At 34.4% G+C, this 17,698-nt stretch carries 15 protein-coding genes and 2 pseudogenes; 12 read left to right on the forward strand and 5 right to left on the reverse strand.

Translation table 11 applies throughout. From position 1 onward, the window contains the following. Positions 1 to 14: 14 nt before the first annotated feature. The 11 genes and pseudogenes from MHB74_RS03020 to MHB74_RS03065 form a co-directional block, all read left to right on the forward strand. Positions 15 to 95: pseudogene (locus MHB74_RS03020) on the forward strand (serine/threonine protein phosphatase); the annotation flags it as partial. A 144-nt stretch (positions 96 to 239) separates the two neighbouring features. Next, positions 240 to 911: a response regulator transcription factor gene (locus tag MHB74_RS03025; RefSeq protein WP_061676995.1), complete on the forward strand. Its 672-nt coding sequence runs from the start codon at positions 240 to 242 to the stop codon at positions 909 to 911. Between the two features lie 11 nt (positions 912 to 922). Next, positions 923 to 2,158: a sensor histidine kinase gene (locus tag MHB74_RS03030; protein WP_141658047.1), complete on the forward strand. Its 1,236-nt coding sequence runs from the start codon at positions 923 to 925 to the stop codon at positions 2,156 to 2,158. Between the two features lie 206 nt (positions 2,159 to 2,364). Further along, a complete protein-coding gene (locus MHB74_RS03035; protein ID WP_061676993.1) occupies positions 2,365 to 3,186 on the forward strand; it encodes a hypothetical protein in 822 nt (273 codons plus the stop codon). Positions 3,187 to 3,199: 13 nt separating this feature from the next. Continuing rightward, positions 3,200 to 3,946, forward strand: coding sequence for a C39 family peptidase (locus MHB74_RS03040; RefSeq protein ID WP_061676992.1), 747 nt, complete (start codon positions 3,200 to 3,202; stop codon positions 3,944 to 3,946). A 277-nt stretch (positions 3,947 to 4,223) separates the two neighbouring features. After that, positions 4,224 to 5,237: pseudogene (locus MHB74_RS29175) on the forward strand (HAMP domain-containing protein); the annotation flags it as partial. Positions 5,238 to 5,357: 120 nt separating this feature from the next. Continuing rightward, positions 5,358 to 6,176: a methyl-accepting chemotaxis protein gene (locus tag MHB74_RS29180; RefSeq protein WP_445661912.1), complete on the forward strand. Its 819-nt coding sequence runs from the start codon at positions 5,358 to 5,360 to the stop codon at positions 6,174 to 6,176. Between the two features lie 78 nt (positions 6,177 to 6,254). Further along, complete coding sequence (locus MHB74_RS03050; RefSeq protein ID WP_061676990.1) at positions 6,255 to 7,859, forward strand: sensor histidine kinase; 1,605 nt, start codon at positions 6,255 to 6,257, stop codon at positions 7,857 to 7,859. Further along, positions 7,856 to 8,563, forward strand: a complete 708-nt coding sequence (locus tag MHB74_RS03055) for a response regulator (RefSeq protein ID WP_061676989.1) — start codon at positions 7,856 to 7,858, stop codon at positions 8,561 to 8,563. Before MHB74_RS03050 ends, MHB74_RS03055 begins: the two co-directional genes overlap by 4 nt. Positions 8,564 to 8,685: 122 nt before the next feature. After that, positions 8,686 to 10,032 carry a 2-hydroxycarboxylate transporter family protein gene (locus tag MHB74_RS03060; protein WP_061676988.1) on the forward strand — a complete coding sequence of 449 codons (1,347 nt, stop codon included), beginning with the start codon at positions 8,686 to 8,688 and terminating at the stop codon, positions 10,030 to 10,032. A gap of 59 nt (positions 10,033 to 10,091) precedes the next feature. Beyond that, entirely contained in the window at positions 10,092 to 11,291 is a 1,200-nt protein-coding gene (locus tag MHB74_RS03065) for an NAD(P)-dependent malic enzyme (protein WP_061676987.1), read from the forward strand. 293 nt (positions 11,292 to 11,584) lie between these two features. Here the strand turns inward: MHB74_RS03065 and MHB74_RS03070 are convergent, their stop codons facing one another. Both MHB74_RS03070 and MHB74_RS03075 read right to left on the reverse strand, forming a co-directional pair. After that, positions 11,585 to 12,109 carry a DUF4871 domain-containing protein gene (locus tag MHB74_RS03070; protein WP_061676986.1) on the reverse strand — a complete coding sequence of 175 codons (525 nt, stop codon included), beginning with the start codon at positions 12,107 to 12,109 and terminating at the stop codon, positions 11,585 to 11,587. 115 nt (positions 12,110 to 12,224) lie between these two features. After that, positions 12,225 to 13,151: a DMT family transporter gene (locus tag MHB74_RS03075; protein WP_061676985.1), complete on the reverse strand. Its 927-nt coding sequence runs from the start codon at positions 13,149 to 13,151 to the stop codon at positions 12,225 to 12,227. 120 nt (positions 13,152 to 13,271) lie between these two features. Here MHB74_RS03075 and pdxR point away from each other — a divergent pair, with 120 nt between their 5' ends. Then, positions 13,272 to 14,672, forward strand: a complete 1,401-nt coding sequence (gene pdxR / locus MHB74_RS03080) for a MocR-like pyridoxine biosynthesis transcription factor PdxR (protein WP_061676984.1) — start codon at positions 13,272 to 13,274, stop codon at positions 14,670 to 14,672. Positions 14,673 to 14,705: 33 nt separating this feature from the next. Here pdxR and MHB74_RS03085 read toward each other — a convergent pair whose 3' ends face one another. The 3 genes from MHB74_RS03085 to MHB74_RS03095 all read right to left on the reverse strand — a co-directional run bounded on the left by MHB74_RS03085 (position 14,706) and on the right by MHB74_RS03095 (position 17,546). Continuing rightward, positions 14,706 to 15,218 carry a GNAT family N-acetyltransferase gene (locus tag MHB74_RS03085; protein ID WP_000351216.1) on the reverse strand — a complete coding sequence of 171 codons (513 nt, stop codon included), beginning with the start codon at positions 15,216 to 15,218 and terminating at the stop codon, positions 14,706 to 14,708. Between the two features lie 145 nt (positions 15,219 to 15,363). Next, entirely contained in the window at positions 15,364 to 16,809 is a 1,446-nt protein-coding gene (locus MHB74_RS03090) for a HAMP domain-containing sensor histidine kinase (RefSeq protein WP_061676983.1), read from the reverse strand. Positions 16,810 to 16,874: 65 nt separating this feature from the next. Beyond that, positions 16,875 to 17,546 carry a response regulator transcription factor gene (locus MHB74_RS03095; RefSeq protein ID WP_061676982.1) on the reverse strand — a complete coding sequence of 224 codons (672 nt, stop codon included), beginning with the start codon at positions 17,544 to 17,546 and terminating at the stop codon, positions 16,875 to 16,877. Positions 17,547 to 17,698: the final 152 nt, after the last annotated feature.

Below are 17,698 nucleotides of genomic sequence, written 5' to 3' on the forward strand. Positions count from 1 at the left end.
TAAGTGGTGAGTAGTTCAATCAAGAATTAGATCATTACATTGAAACAGAAGAGTATATATTTGTACATGCTGGTGTTGAGCCAATGAAGCGAGTTTAGGAGGAATCTTATTTCTTTCAATTTTTTATTAAGCAAAATTTAAGGAAGAGTTTTTATAATAAATCTTCCAAATTTTATATCGAGAAAAACGTTAAAATATAATTATAAATAGAATTGAACAATATGGTGGAAGGTGAGAATATGCGCTTACTCGTAGTAGAAGATAACGCTTCTTTATTAGAGTCTATTGTCCAAATATTACGCGATGAATTTGAAGTAGATACAGCATTGAATGGAGAAGATGGGTTATTTCTAGCGTTACAAAATATATATGATGCCATTTTGCTCGATGTGATGATGCCAGAAATGGACGGTTTTGAAGTGATTCAAAAAATACGTGATGAAAAGATTGAAACGCCAGTCCTGTTTTTGACAGCGAGAGATTCTTTAGAAGATCGAGTGAAAGGGTTGGATTTTGGCGGGGATGACTATATCGTTAAGCCGTTTCAGGCCCCAGAATTAAAAGCAAGAATTCGTGCTTTGTTACGACGAAGCGGTAGTTTAACAACAAAGCAGACCATTCGCTATAAAGGGATTGAATTATTTGGAAAAGATAAAGAGGTTCAAGTCGATGGACAAGGTATTAAGCTAACACTAAAACAATATGAGCTTCTAGAGTACCTTGTTCAAAATAGCGGAAAGATTTTAATGCGTGAACAAATTTTTGATCGTGTTTGGGGATTTGATTCAGATACGACAGTAGCAATTGTAGAAGTGTATGTACATCATTTACGTAAAAAATTAGAGCCATTCGGTTATCAGAAAGATATTCAAACCGTTCGAGGTATTGGATACATATTAAAAGAACAATGAAAAAGGGAAGTATGTTTCAGAAGACGCGCATTCGATTGACTATATTGAATTCATTAGTATTTATCATTTTGATAGGCGTATTAGGTAGTATTGTTTATTCGTACACATATAAGCGGATTTATAGTGGAGTAAATGAATCGATAGAAAAAGTCGTTCAACATAGAGAGAATGCAGATGATAAAAAACTACCTAAAAAAATTAGAGGATATCCTCCAATTGGGGATCCGAGGATAATGGAATTAACCTGGAATGGAAACACAGTGGAGATAGGTGTTGAAAACGGCAAACGCCGTTTTATCTTTGAAGATAATTTGGAAAAGTTTTCGCCAAAGAAATTAGGAACTTTGCAAGATATAGAGGCGCAAGGGATATATTTTAGAACATTTGCATTTCAACAAAGTGGAAAAATTGTTCAAATCGTACGCGATATAACAGCTGAAGAAGAAATGTTAAATAATTTATTTTTAATTCTTGTTATAGGTTGTAGTGTAGGAAGCCTATTTGCAATAGGAATCGGCTTTTTCTTAGCTGGCAGGGCACTCGTACCCATTCAAAATTCATGGGAAAAGCAGCAACAATTCGTTTCGGACGCATCGCATGAATTAAGGACACCGCTTGCGGTTATTCAATCCAAAACAGATATATTATTTCAGTCACCATCTGCGACAATAGAAGAAAAAGCGATGGATATTTCTACGATTTCAAAGGAGTGTAGACGGTTATCTAAGCTTGTAGCTAATTTATTATTGTTAGCACGTTCGGATTCTAATCAAATTGAGATGGATAAGAAAACATTTGAAATGGATACATTGTTAGAAGAAATAGTAGATCCATATAAGGAGATTGCTTCTTATCAAGAAAAAGAGATGATATTAAAAGTAGAGCATGGTATATCATTTATGGGTGATAGAGAGAGAATTCATCAAATGATGGTCATATTGTTAGACAATGCGATGAAGTATACGAATGAAGGTGGTCATATTCAAATCGATTGTACGCAAACGAACAGTTCGATTCGTATACGAGTGAAAGATGATGGGATAGGAGTGAAAGATGAGGATATCCCCAAACTATTTAATCGTTTTTATCAAGGGGATAAAGCGAGAAGTGCGTCAGAAGGAGCTGGATTAGGCCTTTCAATCGCGAATTGGATTGTAGACAAGCATTATGGGAAAATATTAGTAGAGAGCAAATGGGAAGAGGGTACTTGTTTTGAAGTGATTCTTCCTAAAAACCAAAGAATATAAGTGAGAAGACGATCTTGTTTTTACAAGGTCGTCTTTTTTTAAGGGAAAGTTAAGAAACTATTTATAACATGTATGATATACAGAAAGTTCGCCGTATGAAGAAGCGATTATAAAAAGGTATTTGAGCAGATTATATCGATCATAACGTTATTTCGATTATGTATAGGGAATGATGTAAAAGAAAGTGTAAGAGGGAGGAATTAATTTTGAAAAAGAAAATGATGACGGTATTCACTATTGGAGTAATGAGTTTAAGTATATTAGGCGGTGCCTCTCCTTCTGAAACATCAAAAGGAAAGACAAATTACACGCAGCGTAGTAAAGAACAATTAAATAATGGAAAGATACATGCGGTACATACAGAAGAAAAGGCAGAGAATTTAGGGATTGAAACGGAAGGGAAAGAACAAATTACGCTAGAAAAAGAAATCCATGAGACGGAAGTAGGAAGGGAAGCAGAACAGTTAGGAATTTCGATTGAAGGAAAAGACGTTGGAACTCTTTCAGAAGAAATCTATGAAACAAAAATAAAGCAAGAAGCGTTAAAGCTAGGCATATCTATAGAGAATACAACGATTGTAAATTTAATTAATCAAATTAATACGATTAAAATTAACAATGAAGCGGATAAATTAGGCATTTCGGCAAATGGAAAAGAAATAGAGGACATTGAGGAAGAAATCTATGGAACGAAAGTAAGAGAGGAAGCAGGGGAGTTAGGTATTTCCCAAAAAGGAAAAGAGATAGAAACGTTAGCACAAGAAGTGTATGAACAAAAAGTACAGGAAGAAGCAAAAAAATATCATATTGATTTGTATGGTAAAGATATATATCAAGTATTAAAAGAAATTAATGAGCAAAAAGTATTACAAATGGCAGATGAGCTTAATATGGATAAAACGAATATGAACGTTCAAGAATTAGCCGAAAAAATAAAAAAAGATCAGCCTGAAAAAGGAAAAGAACTAAATTTTGTACCGGTGATTCGCACGGATGCTGACGCGTTTTATTCTTATTTAACGAACTAAAAAGGGCGTGAGAGTGATACGGAGATGGAAGTGGTATTTATGTATGGCCTTACTCGGTATAGCAGTATGGAACGTATATACAAATGGAATTACAAAGTATATGGAGAAGTTAACATTTTTCAATATACAAAGCGGAAAAGAAGCGGAGTTTAGTAATAATGATGAAAATGTTATCTTATCAAATGTACCTTTAATTCAGCAATTACCAGAGCTAGATAGAGGATGCGAAGTAACGAGCTTAGCGATGTTATTACAATATGCAGGTGTTTCAGTAGATAAGATGCAATTGGCAAGTGAAATCAAAAAGGTTAATTTTTTAGATGACGGTGTAAGAGGGAATCCGAATGAAGGATTTGTAGGAAATATTTATACTTTTTCTGAATCTGGATATGGTGTATATCATGAACCACTTTTTCAATTAGCAAAAAAATATTTACCTAATAAAGCTGTAGACTTAACAGGGAAGAGTATAGAAGAAATGTATAAGAGTGTAAAATCAGGACAACCGGTAGTTATGATTACGAATGCAACATTTGCACCATTAGATGAGGATGAATTTACTACATGGGAAACAAATAGTGGAGATGTTTCTATTACGTATAATGAGCATTGTGTTGTGCTTGTTGGATATGATAAGGAATTTGTATATATTCGAGATCCTCTCAGTGAAAGTTTGGATGTAAAAGTACCGAGAGATCGTTTTGAAGAGGCATGGATGCAAATGGGGAGTCAGGCGATTAGTTATGTGAAAAGCAATTAGTAAGGAAGGGGATGTAAGGAATTATAAGAGGATTTTGTGTGGGTGTATTTTGTTAAGAAATAAGAGAACTTCAGCTTATTAAATAAGCTGAAGTTCTCTTATTTTTTATGATTAAAACTTTAGAAGTAGTGAATATGTAAAAATGCATAATTGACGAAAAAATTACATGTTATCATTATATATTGTTTTATATATGTTGATTGTATAAAATTACACAAGTATTCACATTACATAAAGGAGGCTTATTATGCAAAAAATATTTAACTGGGTTAAATGTATGAGTATCAAGAAAAAATTAATCATTTCATTCTTTCTTATTTTAACTATACCAGGACTTATTATCGGTGGTGTTTCATATCAAACTGCCAAAACAAATTTTGAACAACAAATCACAGGTAAAGCAAAGGAAAACATTTCGATTTTAAATACTGTTATTTCTCAAAATATAGAAGAGAAATTTGTTGATGCAGCATACTTTGCAGACATCTTAACAGAGGATACATATCCAAACGGGCAAGAAGAAATAGTAAGAACGAAGTTAGCACAATATATAAAACTTCATCCAGAAGTAGAAGGCATTTATATTGGAACGCAGACGGGAAAGTTTATAAGAGAACCATTTATCCAAATGGCTGATGGGTATAATCCAACAGATAGATCTTGGTATAAAGAAGCGCATGAGAATAAAGGGAAAGTAATTGTTACTGCACCATATCAATCAGCATCTACCAAAAATATGGTAGTGACAATTGCTAAAGAAGTAAAAGATGGTAAAGGTGTTATAGGAATTAACTTAAATTTAGATAACATCTTAAAAATTTCCAAAATGATTAATATTGGTGAAAAAGGTTATGCAGTTATTTTAGATCAAAATAAGCAAATTGTTAGTCACCCATCCAGAAAACCAGGTGCAAAAGTTACTGATCCTTGGATTAAACCAATTTATGAAGAAAAACAAGGAAATGTGTCTTATACAGAACAAGATGATAAAAAGAATTTAATCTTTGCAACAAATGAGAAAACAGGATGGAAAGTAGTTGGAGTTATGTTCGACGAAGAAATTACCCAAGCTGCGAATCCCGTGTTTTATAAGACTTTGATTGTCATAGCTATCGCTATTGTATTTGGTAGTGTATTAATTTATTTCATTACAAAGTCTATTACAAGACCATTAAGAAAAATAGCTGACTCGGCACATAAAATTAGTAAGGGAGATTTGACAGAGAAAATTACAATCCATTCCAAGGATGATATAGGGAAATTAGGGAATTCATTTAATGAAATGTCTGCCTCTTTACAAGATGTGATTACTCAAATTAGTTTTTCAGCAGAACATGTCGCTGCATCGGCTGAAGAGTTAACAGCGAGCGTACAGCAAGCAAATGATGCGACAGATCAAATTACAATTGCAATGGAACAAGTATCAGGTGGGGCTGAATCACAAAGTCAAGGTGTTGAAGAAGGTGCGGCTACATTACAACAAGTAAATACAGCAATTCAAGATGTAAATGGAAGCGCGGAATCAATTTCTATCTCCTCATTACATGCGAGAGAAAAAGCTGAAGAAGGGGAAGAATTGGTTGAACAAGCAGCAAAACAAATGCAGTCTATTTCTAAATCAGTATCCGAGTCAGATGCTATTATTAAACTTCTTGATGAGAAATCAAAGCAGGTAGGAGCTATTTCTGAAGCAATTCAAAACATCGCTACTCAAACGAACTTATTAGCTCTAAATGCGGCTATTGAAGCAGCAAGAGCAGGTGAACAGGGCCGAGGTTTTGCTATTGTAGCAGATGAGGTTAGAAAATTAGCGGAGCAATCAGGAGAATCATCTGGAGAGATTGCAAATTTAATTGCAGAAATTAAGGCTGATATTGAACATACTGTTAAGGCGATGGATAATGTGAATGGGGAAGTTCAACAAGGCCTTGATGTTGTAATAAAAACGAAAGTAAGTTTTACGGAAATTTTAAGTTCTACTACACATATTGTTTCTCAAGTAAATCAAATGGTAGAAACAACGCAGAGAATTGCTGGAGATGCAAATGAAGTGACAAATGCTATTGATGAAATTGCAGCGGCTGCAGAAGAAAATACAGCTAGTATGCAAAGTGTTGCTGCTTCAACAGAGGAACAAATGAATTCAATGGAAGAAATTAGTTCAGCTTCGCAAAATTTAGCTGAGATGGCCGAAGAACTACAAGCGATGACTAGTAAATTTAAAGTATAATAAAAGCAGATAAGTAAGGTGAAAATAATATCACCTTACTTATTTTTCTATTTAGCAATTAGGGGAGTCATTAACGGGATGAAGAAAAGAAAAAGACTATGGAATTTATGGAAAACGATTACATTGTTAGTTTGTACAGTTGTAATTTTTTCTTTACTTGTGACAGATATATTAATTAGTCATAATGTAGAACGGACGACGGAGGATAGCCAAGCAGAGAAAGCAAAAACAATTGCACACATTGTGGCGAATGATTCGATTGTAATCGATGGTTTGACTGGGAAAGCAGATACTTCTGCAATCCAAACGTATACAAATAGAATATTAAAAAACACAGGTGTTCAATTTATTGTAGTTATGGACATGAATGGAATAAGAAAATCACATCCAAATCCTCAAAAAATAGGTCATCATTTTATTGGGGGAGATGAAGGGCCTGCATTGAAAGGAAAGGAACATGTATCGCTGGCAGAAGGAACTTTAGGTATTTCAATGCGAGTGTTTGTACCTGTATTTTCTGAAACAGGTGAACAACTTGGAGCGGTGGCCGTTGGTATTTCAGCAGATAATGTAAAAGAGAGAGTTAAGGAAAGTAGACATATCATTTATATTGGAGTTGGAGTTGGAGTACTAGTCGGAATTATAGGAGCAATATTACTAGCTAGACATATAAAGAAAAGTTTATTTGGTCTTGAACCTCACAGGATAGCAAAAATTCTTGAAGAAAGAAATACGATGCTACAATCTGTAAAGGAAGGTATTATTGCTGTAGATAAAGAGGCCAATGTAACTTTAATAAATAATGAGGCAAAACGATTGTTTAAGAAAAGTGGTCTTGAAGAAGATTTTATTGGTAAAGATGTTGAATTGTATATGCCTAATTCACGTATAAAAGAAGTATTACAAACGGGAGAGGTACAATTAAACGAAGAACAAAATATTTATGGAATTACGATTGTGACGAATCGTGTTCCTTTATATGTAAAAGGAGAAATAGTTGGTGCGATTGCAACATTTCGTGATAAAACAGAGATTAGAAAATTAGCAGAAGAATTAACTGGTATTAGACTATATGCGGAAGCATTACGGGCACAATCGCATGAATTTATGAATAAAATGCATGTCGTATTAGGGCTTACACACATGAAGCAGTATGAAGAATTGCAGAAGTATATAAGCGGTATGGTATCAGAGCATCAATATGAAATTGGTGGGGTTATGGAAAGAGTAAAAAGTCCAGTATTTGCTGGTTTTTTACTTGGGAAACTTAGCTATGCTAGAGAGAAAAATATAAAATTAATCATAAGTGAAGACTCTTACATGCCGGAAATAGATGATGAAAGTATTATTCATGAACTAATTACGATTGTCGGAAATTTAATTGATAATGCATTAGAGGCAGTGACGAATTGTGAAAAGAAGCAAGTTGAACTTGAGATACAATATGGTGATACATTAATCATTACAGTACAAGATACGGGGAAAGGTATACCAGAAGAAGAAATAGGGGCATTATTTACGAAAGGTTATTCCACAAAGGGAGATAACCGTGGTTATGGTTTGTATCTTGTAAAAGAAAGTATACAGCGAATAAATGGGGAAATTCATATGCATTCATTAGTAGGAAAGGGAACAACGATAACAATTGAAATACCTAAAGGTAGGGATGAGAGGCAAATATGATTAAAGTTTTAATTGTAGAAGATGACCCGATGGTAGCAATGTTAAATACGCATTATTTAGAGCAAGTAGGAGGGTTTGAACTTGTTCAAGCAGTTAACTCCGTAAAATCAGCGATAGAAGTATTAGAGAAATCACGAGTAGATTTAGTATTACTTGATATTTTTATGCCTGAAGAGACTGGATTTGAGCTTTTAATGTATATTCGGAACCAAGAAAAAGAAATCGATATTATAATGATTTCAGCTGTACATGATATGGGGAGTATTAAAAAAGCATTACAATATGGCGTAGTAGATTATTTAATTAAACCATTTACATTTGAACGATTTAAAAAGGCATTAACTATATATCGAGAAAAACTTACTTTCATGAAAGAACAACAAAAAATTAGTCAATCCGAATTAGATTCGTTAATTTTGCAAAAAGAAAAAAAAGAGCCTACTGTTACTAAAGAGCTTCCGAAAGGATTAACGAAGCAAACGATGCAATTAATTTGGCAGAAGATCGAGTCGCTGAATGGACGAGCATTTACAACAGACGAAATGGCACAATTAGTAGGAGTTTCAAGAGTTTCTATTCGAAAGTATGTAATGTTTTTGACTGAAATTGGAGTATTAGAAAACGAAATGGTGTATCAAAATGTGGGAAGACCAGTGAGTAAATTAAGATGTATTGACCAAACTAAAATAGAGTTTTACGTATAAGCGACTTATTATAAGTCGCTTATACTTTTTTTAATTACAAAATCAATTACAAAACTTACAAAAACTATTTTTACTATTGAAAGCGTTTTAATATTGTTATTAAGAAAACAAGGGGGTGCCATATGGGAATTCAAAAGAATGTGGAAGCGGTATCATTTCCTGGAGGAAATGAAGCACAAAGAGAATCGTTCGCTTCTAAAATTATGAATGTAAAAATCGGTGTTATACCTTTACCGTTATATGTAGTATTGGCTGCTATTATTTATGGGGCATCTGTATATAATAAATTGCCAGCAGATATGATTGGTGGATTTGCAGTTATTATGATCATGGGTATTTTCTTAGGCGACATTGGGATGAGAATTCCAATTTTGAAAAATATCGGTGGTCCAGCAATACTTTCGTTATTTATTCCATCATTACTTGTATTCTTTAACTGGATGAATCCAGCTTCAATGGAAGCTGCAACTATGTTAATGAAAAAATCGAACTTTTTATATTTATATATTTCTTGTTTAGTAGTCGGAAGTATTTTAGGAATGAACCGTAAAGTGTTAGTACAAGGTTTCGTTCGTATGTTTATTCCCTTAGTAGTAGGGACGTTAGCTTCTGTAGCAGTAGGATTATTGGTCGGTTCACTATTTGGATTTGAAATGAAGCAAACTTTCTTCTTTATCATCGTACCCATTGTGAGTGGTGGTATCGGAGAAGGGATTTTACCATTGTCATTAGCTTATAGTGATATTTTAAATGAATCATCAGCAACGTTTGTATCGCAGCTTATTCCAGCGGCTATTATTGGAAATATGTTCGCAATCGTGAGTGCAGGGTATATGAAGCGTTTAGGTGAGAAGAAGCCGGAACTTAGTGGTAACGGTGTATTAGTGAAAACAGATAATCAAGCAGAGTTATTAAAAGAACAAAATACAGAGAAGCCAATTGACTTCTCATTAATGGGAGCAGGTTTATTAATTGCGTGTACGTTCTTCATCTTTGGAGGATTTGCTTCTAAGTTCATCGGTATTCCTGGAGCAATCATTATGATTTTTTCAGCAGCACTTGTGAAATATTTTAAATTAATGCCAGCAAAAATGGAGCAAGGAGCATTCCATTTATATAAATTTATTTCGAAGAATTTAACTTGGCCGTTAATGGTCGGATTAGGGTTGCTATATATTCCGCTAAAAGACGTAGCAGCAGTTCTTTCAGTAGGATATGTTGTTGTGTGCGCATCAGTTGTTCTTACAATGGTAGCATCAGGTTTTCTTGTAGGGAAAGTGATGAAAATGTATCCAGTTGAATCAGCAATTGTAACGGGATGTCATAGTGGTTTAGGTGGAACTGGAGATGTTGCTATTTTATCAGCTTCAAATCGTATGGAATTAATGCCGTTTGCGCAAATTTCAACACGTTTAGGCGGGGCAGCAATGGTTGTAACAGCGACAATTTTATTAAAAATGTTTTCATGATCAAACAAGCTAGCTATATTCATATAGCTAGCTTGTCAAATTAAGGGGAGATTATAAGTATGTTAGAGAATCAAATTAATGAAAGATCATTGTTATTGCATAAAGAATTAGTAGGGAAAATTGAAATTACAAGTAAAGTAGAAGTAAATTCAGCGGATGATTTAAGCCTGACATATACACCAGGTGTAGCGGAGTCTTGCAAAGCAATTGCGGCGGATGAAGAAACAGTGTATGACTATACAGCACGCGGTAATATGGTGGCAGTTGTCTCAGATGGAACAGCGGTACTTGGTTTAGGGAATATTGGACCGAAAGCAGCTATGCCTGTTATGGAAGGGAAGAGTATTTTATTTAAGAAATTTGCGAATGTAGATGCCTTTCCGTTATGTTTAGGTACGACTGATGTGGATGAAATCGTTACCCTTGTGAAAAATTTAGAGCCTACGTTTGCAGGAATTAACTTAGAAGATATTGCGGCACCACGTTGTTTTGAAATTGAAAAGCGATTAAAAGCAGAAACAAATATTCCTGTATTCCATGATGATCAACATGGAACCGCTATTGTCGTCTTAGCAGCTGTTATTAATGCATTAAAAGTTGTTAGCAAACAAATGGATAATGTAAAAATTGTTATTAACGGTGCGGGTTCGGCAGGAATTGCAATTGGAAAATTATTATTAAAGGCTGGTGCAAAGCACATTACGTTAGTTAGCTTAGAAGGTATTGTTTGTGAAGGTGAAACATGGATGAACGAAGCGCAAATCGAAGTTTCAAGAATGACAAATCGAGAACATGTGCGTGGAACGTTAAAAGAAGCGATTCATCAAGCTGATATTTTTATTGGAGTATCTGCTCCTAACGTATTAACGAAAGAACTTGTACAAACGATGAATGAGAAAGCAATTGTGTTTGCTATGGCGAATCCAATTCCAGAAATCTTCCCAGAGGATGCATTAGAGGCTGGGGCAGCTGTAGTAGGAACCGGGCGCTCGGATTATGCGAATCAAGTAAATAATGTATTGGCGTTCCCAGGGATATTCCGTGGTGCGTTAGATGTGCGCGCGACGGATATTACAGAAGAGATGAAATTAGCGGCAGCATATGGGATCGCTAACATCATTACGGACGAAGAACGTAATACGAATTATGTAATCCCGAATCCGTTAGATAAAAGAGTTGTTCCAAGTGTTGCGGAAGCAGTAGCGAAGGCAGCTATTGATTCAGGCGTGGCGCAAATTACGACAATACCAAGTTATTAATAGCAAAAAGCAGTGCCTAAAAAGGCACTGCTTTTTTGAGATAAGAAATCAAAATAATGAAGAAGTGTAGAATTATTTATGTTTCTTCACTATTTATTTAATTCCATTGCAACTTGTTTACCATTTACTAAAACCTCAGTTACTGCTACGATCACTTCTATCACTTTTTTCATCTCTCATCTCTCCTCATTTCATTTCTTACTTTAAGTATAAGAGAAGAGAGATACTTCAACTATCGAAGTACATGACGTAGAAATTACATTGTTGTAAGAAAGTGGTTTATTTTTGTCACTTTACTTAGCGGTGATTACAAATTGCTCATAATATTTTTCATTTACATATATGTTTAATACCCATAATCCAGATGAAGGTAGTGACATAGTGAGTGGGAGTTCGGTTGTAGTAGAATCAATTGTATTTGAAGTAGTCCAAGTTGGTTTAGAATTTTCTTGTTGAAAGAGTACGGGTGTTGGGGTTACTGATCCTTGTTTTAGTGCAACAATAGATAGTTTTCCAGTTGGCATTTCAGGATCTAAAAAGTACCACATCATTTCATTGTGTTCATTTGCGATAATAGGTTTATCAGCCATTGCGACTTTTTCTTCGATGCCTTTTAAAGGTATTTTTTCTTGTATGAAGGAGGGTGTTTCTTCCCAATTTACATCTTTTAAAACGCTAAGATGAAAGAAGGAAGGTGCATTAACTTGAGTGGATGACGTTGCGATAGCTTCTTTTTTAGGTGCTTCTGAATCAGGCTGCGCTTGTGTGCATCCAGTGATGAGAAAGGAGAAAAGTAGCATAGTTCCAATTTTTTTCATGGTGTCACACTCCTAATTTTTATTGTTAGTGTAATTGTATTTGCTAGAAAGCGGGACAATTCCTTTAAAACGTCAAAAGAGGTCGTAAGTTTTGTACGACCTCTTTTGACATTTTCTATATTTGCTCAGTTGTAAAGGTTGGTTCTCGTTCTTTTTGCGGCATCGTTAAGAAAATAACAGAAAGAACGATACATACGCCGCCTAGTAATTGATAGGCTCCAAAGGATTCATTTAGCCAAGCGATTGAAACAATGGCAGCTACAAGTGGTTCAATGCTAGATAAAATGCTTGTTTCTGTTGCTGCTAAATATTTCAGACTACCGATATAGAGAAGGAAAGAAAGGGTGCCACTTATGATGATAAGAATAAGCATAGAAAAAGTTTTTGGTGTAAAAGTTTGTGAAAGCTGATTCCATTCAAACGAGCGATTACAAATAAGCAGGGCAATGCCACCGATTAGCATCCCCCAGCCAATTACTACAGTTGTTCCGCATTCTTTAATAAGAGAAGCTGGATGAAGGGTATAAAATGCAAATCCAATTGCTGTTAATAGACCAAAAATAATGGCTTCTTTTGATAAAACAATATTTTCAATTGAACCGTTTGTAATAATAAAGTACGTCCCTGTTAGTGCTGTTAAAATTGCGAGTAGTTGCAGAGAAGCAGGGAATTTTCGTTGTTCAAATGCGACATAAATGGTAATAAGAACAGGACCTAGAAATTGAAACAATGTCGCTGTAACAGCATTACTAATATGAACTGTTTCGATAAAGGCATATTGGGCACCGAGCATGCCGAGAATAGAGAAAATAATAAGTTGTATAGAATGTCTAGGGTGTTTCCAAATTTGAAATATGTTTTGTTTCTTTATAAGCAAGAAAGATAAAATAAATATTCCCGCAAGCAACAAGCGAATTGTTAAAAAATCAATTGAGGATACATTAGTATGCTGAAATAGCCACTGAATCATTGGACCAGATAATCCCCATAATGTAGCCCCTGTAATAATCATAATGAGTCCGATACGTCTACCATTGTTCATTATCATGTTTCTCCTCTCCGGTATTTGATTTTTTATGTGTGACATGATAAAAGGAATTATATATAACTTCTGGTACTGTAAAAAGTATCAGATATTAGTTTTATTAAGGGGTCAGATATTGTGTTAGAATTAACGCCTAATTTAAATACGAAAAGTAAAAAGGCATTGTACGTGCAATTGTATGAGTATATAAAAAAAGAGATTAAAGATGGAACGATTCCGGCTTTAACAAAATTACCTGCGAAAAGAAAGCTGGCGAGCTATTTACAAGTGAGTAAGAATACAGTAGAAGCGGCTTACGAGCAATTACTTGCCGAAGGTTATATAGAGTCGGAATCGAGAAAAGGTTATTTTGTATGTAAAGTTGAACAAATGATTTATGTAGAAGGAAGCGAAGAGAAAGTAGAAGAAGTACCGTTTCGGGAGGAGAACTATACATTTGATTTCACCCAAACAGGGGTTGATACGAATACGTTTCCGTTCACTATGTACCGTAAGCTTATAAATGATGTATGGCAGCCACATAATAATGAGTTGCTTTTTCTTGGACACCCTCAAGGGGAATTGAGCTTAAGGGAGGAAATTGCGAACTATTTGTATGAATCTAGAGGTGTGCGTTGTTCAGCTAGCCAAATCGTATTAGGCGCGGGTACACAAATATTAGTAAAGCTGCTGTTTCAATTGTTGAGGGGAAGTAAGTATGCAGTTGAAAACCCAGGTTATCACAGGAAAATGGTCGTTTTTGAACAGGGAGAAAAGAAGGTTCAAATGTTGTCTTTAGATAGGGATGGAATTTGTATGGCAGATTTAGAGAATAGCGATGCAAATGTTGTATTTGTTACACCTTCTCATCAATTCCCATATGGAATGATTATGCCTATTACGAGAAGGACGCAGCTTTTACAATGGGCGAAGAAAGAAGAAGACAGGTATATTATTGAAGATGATTACGATAGTGAATTTCGTTATTCAGGAAAGCCAATTCCGGCACTGCAAGGGTTAGATACAGATGGGAAAGTTATTTATATGGGGACGCTATCAAAAGCTTTGTTGCCCTCATTACGGATGAGTTATATAGTATTACCGAAGAATTTAATTAACAAGTATCAAAAGGAATATTTGTTTTATACGCAAAGTGTTTCGAGAATGGACCAAGAAGTGATTAGAAAGTTTTTAAATGAAGGTTATTGGGAAAAACATATTCATAAAATGCGTGTCGTCTACCGGAAAAAGAGAGATCGACTTGTTTTTGAAATAGAGAAGTATTTCTCTAATCGTGTTGAAGTAATAGGAGAAGATTCGGGATTACACATTTTATTACAAGTGCATAATGGAATGCGAGAAGAAGAACTCATTAAAGAAGCTGCGAAATATAGTATTAAACTATATCCTGTTTCTACGTATTATAAAGAAGGTACTGCACCTGAAAATGTAGTTTTACTTGGGTTTGCGATTTTATTAGAAGAAGAAATTGCGAAAGCGATTCAATTATTACATAAGGCATGGTATACAACAAAGTAAAAAAACATCCTCCAAGAATGAGGATGTTTTTTATTATTTATTTTCATCTAAGAATAAGACCATATGCTCTTCGTCCCAATATTGTCCGTTATATTTTAACGAACGTTCTTGTACACCAAATGTTTTAAATCCTAATGATTCATAAAGTTTTTTTGCCCCATCGTTGCCAACAACAACATCAAGCATAACTTGTTCTACTTCTAAAGATTTAGCAAGTTCAAGACATTCTTTAATAAGTGCTTTTCCTGCTCCAAGTCCGCGTGCTTTTGGAGACACATATACAGAACCGATTTTAGCTTTATGTTCTTGTTTTACATATGGTTTCGTTTCCAGTGTTGCAACCCCGATTAATTGTCCATCTTTAAATGCACCTAGCGTATAGTTTTCATCTTGTGCTAATTTTTGTGCTTTATATTCAATCGCACACTCTTTATTAATAATATCTTCATAAGAAGAGCTGAAAGCTTCAGGGTTTTGCTTTAATCCTTCTACACGAAGTTCTAAGTAAATTTCCGCTTCGTCTTTTGTTAATACATGGATATCCAATTATATCACCCTCCAAATCTTTGCAAATGTACCTTTATTTTATATTGAAATAAGAATAATTTCAAAAGCTTAGCTTATATGAGCTGATTTTATGAACAAAATAACACCAGTAGTGTTTACTACTACTGGTGTTTTCACACGCATCTTATTCAAAAGGTAGCTCAATTATAAAGTTTGTTCCTACTCCTAATTGGCTTGTTACTAGAATGGAACCGTTATGCAATTCTACAATTTCTTTTGCAACAGCTAGCCCAATACCTTTGCCGCCAGTAGCCCTCGTTCTGGATTTATCAACACGATAAAAACGATCAAAAATATGCGGGATATCTTCTTCAGGAATACCTTCTCCTTCATCGTCTACACTTATTGTAAAAGAATTTGTTTCCGTGAGTACACGTATCGTAATAGTTGTGTTTTCAGGCGAATGTTGATAAGCATTGTGTAATAAATTTAACATAACTTGTTCCATACGTCTTTCGTCTATGCAAACTTCTAAATCATCTTTGCAATATACATGGAGTTGCATTTGTTTATTTGTTAATGTTGTTTTTGTTTTTTCAACCATTCGTTCTAAAAATGGTTTAAGGATTACTTTTTGTTTTTTGATAACAAACTGGTGTTGTTCTAATTGCACCAGCATAAATAAATCTTGGACGAGATCGGTTACACTATCTGTTTCATCCTCAATGATTTGTAAGTATTCTTCACGCTCTTCTTTCGTTAAAGAGTCCCTTTTTGCTACCTTCGCATAACCTTTCATATAGGTCAATGGCGTTAATAGTTCATGGGCGACACTAGCAAGAAATTCATTGCGTTCTTTTTTCATATAAGTCAGTTCACTGGATAAATCTTCAATCGTCTTTGCTAAGCTTCCAAGTTCATCATTCCGTTTAATACCTAATTGAATTGGCTTATTTAATTTTGACATTTTTTCTGTCGCCCTCTTCATTTTTATAAGCGGTTCTGTAATAACACGAGAAAAAACAAAGACAGAAATAGTCGTTAAAATAATCGTTAAAACACTAATAATCAGAAATTGATTCATGAGTTTAAGTAACATTTTTTCTAAGAAAGATGTCTTTAATAACATATATAACTTACCTTGAAATCCTTGAATTTCAATTGGACTTACTGTTGAGATAAATTTTGATTTTTTCCAATTTCTTTCAATGATTAATCCGTCTTTTGGGATAGGTTCTGTTTTACAAGTAAGTTGTTTTTTCATTTCTTTTGTTACGGGTTCTGAGTTAGAAATAATTTTCCCTTCATTGTCAGTGATAATGATAGATATATCCGAGTTAGCAATTAACTCGGATTCAATTAATCCTTCAGCCGCATGTTCGATAGTGAACTCTTGATACCCATAACGTTTTGGACGTTCAGTGTATGGCTGTTGTTTAGCACGTTCATTCCACTCTGCACGTTTTTTTAGTGTTTTACTATAACGATTTCCTTTCTCTAAAAGAGCGAGCGTTTCCTCTTCAATCCGCATTGTTGAAATACTTTTATAAAAAGATACGAAAGCAATTGTTTCAATACATAAAGCTAATATTAAAAAGTATGTCCCAATTTTAAGTGAAAGTTTACTCATTTTCTCACCATACCTTATTTCATATAAAGGGTCAGTGGTATACTATTGTCCACTGACCGAAGTAATTATTCACTTTTCCATTTATATCCGACTTTATAGACAGTTTCTAAGTGATTTTCAATTGGAAATCCTTTTTTACGTAATTTATCACGGATATTGCGAATATGTGAATCGATTGTTCTATATTCAATGTCTGTTTCATAACCCCAAATTTTTTCGATTAGATCATCTCGGCTATAAGCACGGTTTGTATTTTGTAAAAATAGTCCAAGTAACGAAAACTCGATAGGTGTCAGTGAGATTTTTTCGTCATAAACTGTGACAGTATGTTTCGTTTTATCCCACTCGATACCATTGAAGCTAACGAAGCCATCTTTCTTTGTACGCCGTAATATAGCCTCGATTCTTGCGACTAATACATGCTCATCAAATGGTTTTGTAATATAGTCATCTGCGCCCATAGTAAGGCCTTTCACCATATCGTAATTTTGATTACGAGCTGTTAGCATAATAATTGGAACGTTGGAAATTTGGCGGATTTGATAGCAAGTATCCCATCCATCCATATTCGGCATCATAACATCTAACAAAATAATATCGAAGTCTTTTTGTTCTATTAACTTTAGTGCTTCAAGGCCAGAAGTAGCTTTCATACAAAAATAGCCACGCGGACTTAAGAACAGATCTAATAATCGTAACATGCGTTCTTCATCGTCTACTAATAAAATTTTTACCATAATCTTGTGCACCCCAAACTGTTCATTCTACTTGTATAGTTTACATGAAAATAATAAAAAACTCTTTTTATGTGATTGAGTGGAAGAGTGATTTTTTCACTCAAAGCAATTGACATAAAAAATGCACTAGTTTTGCACAACTATTTTTTATA

This window comes from Bacillus sp. FSL K6-0069 (assembly GCF_038007785.1).
Taxonomy (GTDB): domain Bacteria; phylum Bacillota; class Bacilli; order Bacillales; family Bacillaceae_G; genus Bacillus_A; species Bacillus_A mobilis.

Bases quoted from the DNA above. Each gene is read 5' to 3' on its own strand.
- MHB74_RS03065 (WP_061676987.1), top strand. From the start codon at position 10,092: ATGTTAGAGAATCAAATTAATGAAAGATCATTGTTATTGCATAAAGAA.
- MHB74_RS03070 (WP_061676986.1), bottom strand. From the start codon at position 12,109: ATGAAAAAAATTGGAACTATGCTACTTTTCTCCTTTCTCATCACTGGA.
- MHB74_RS03030 (WP_141658047.1), top strand. From the start codon at position 923: ATGTTTCAGAAGACGCGCATTCGATTGACTATATTGAATTCATTAGTA.
- MHB74_RS03090 (WP_061676983.1), bottom strand. From the start codon at position 16,809: ATGAGTAAACTTTCACTTAAAATTGGGACATACTTTTTAATATTAGCT.
- MHB74_RS29180 (WP_445661912.1), top strand. From the start codon at position 5,358: ATGGAACAAGTATCAGGTGGGGCTGAATCACAAAGTCAAGGTGTTGAA.
- MHB74_RS03075 (WP_061676985.1), bottom strand. From the start codon at position 13,151: ATGAACAATGGTAGACGTATCGGACTCATTATGATTATTACAGGGGCT.
- MHB74_RS03055 (WP_061676989.1), top strand. From the start codon at position 7,856: ATGATTAAAGTTTTAATTGTAGAAGATGACCCGATGGTAGCAATGTTA.
- MHB74_RS03025 (WP_061676995.1), top strand. From the start codon at position 240: ATGCGCTTACTCGTAGTAGAAGATAACGCTTCTTTATTAGAGTCTATT.
- MHB74_RS03095 (WP_061676982.1), bottom strand. From the start codon at position 17,546: ATGGTAAAAATTTTATTAGTAGACGATGAAGAACGCATGTTACGATTA.
- MHB74_RS03050 (WP_061676990.1), top strand. From the start codon at position 6,255: ATGAAGAAAAGAAAAAGACTATGGAATTTATGGAAAACGATTACATTG.
- MHB74_RS03060 (WP_061676988.1), top strand. From the start codon at position 8,686: ATGGGAATTCAAAAGAATGTGGAAGCGGTATCATTTCCTGGAGGAAAT.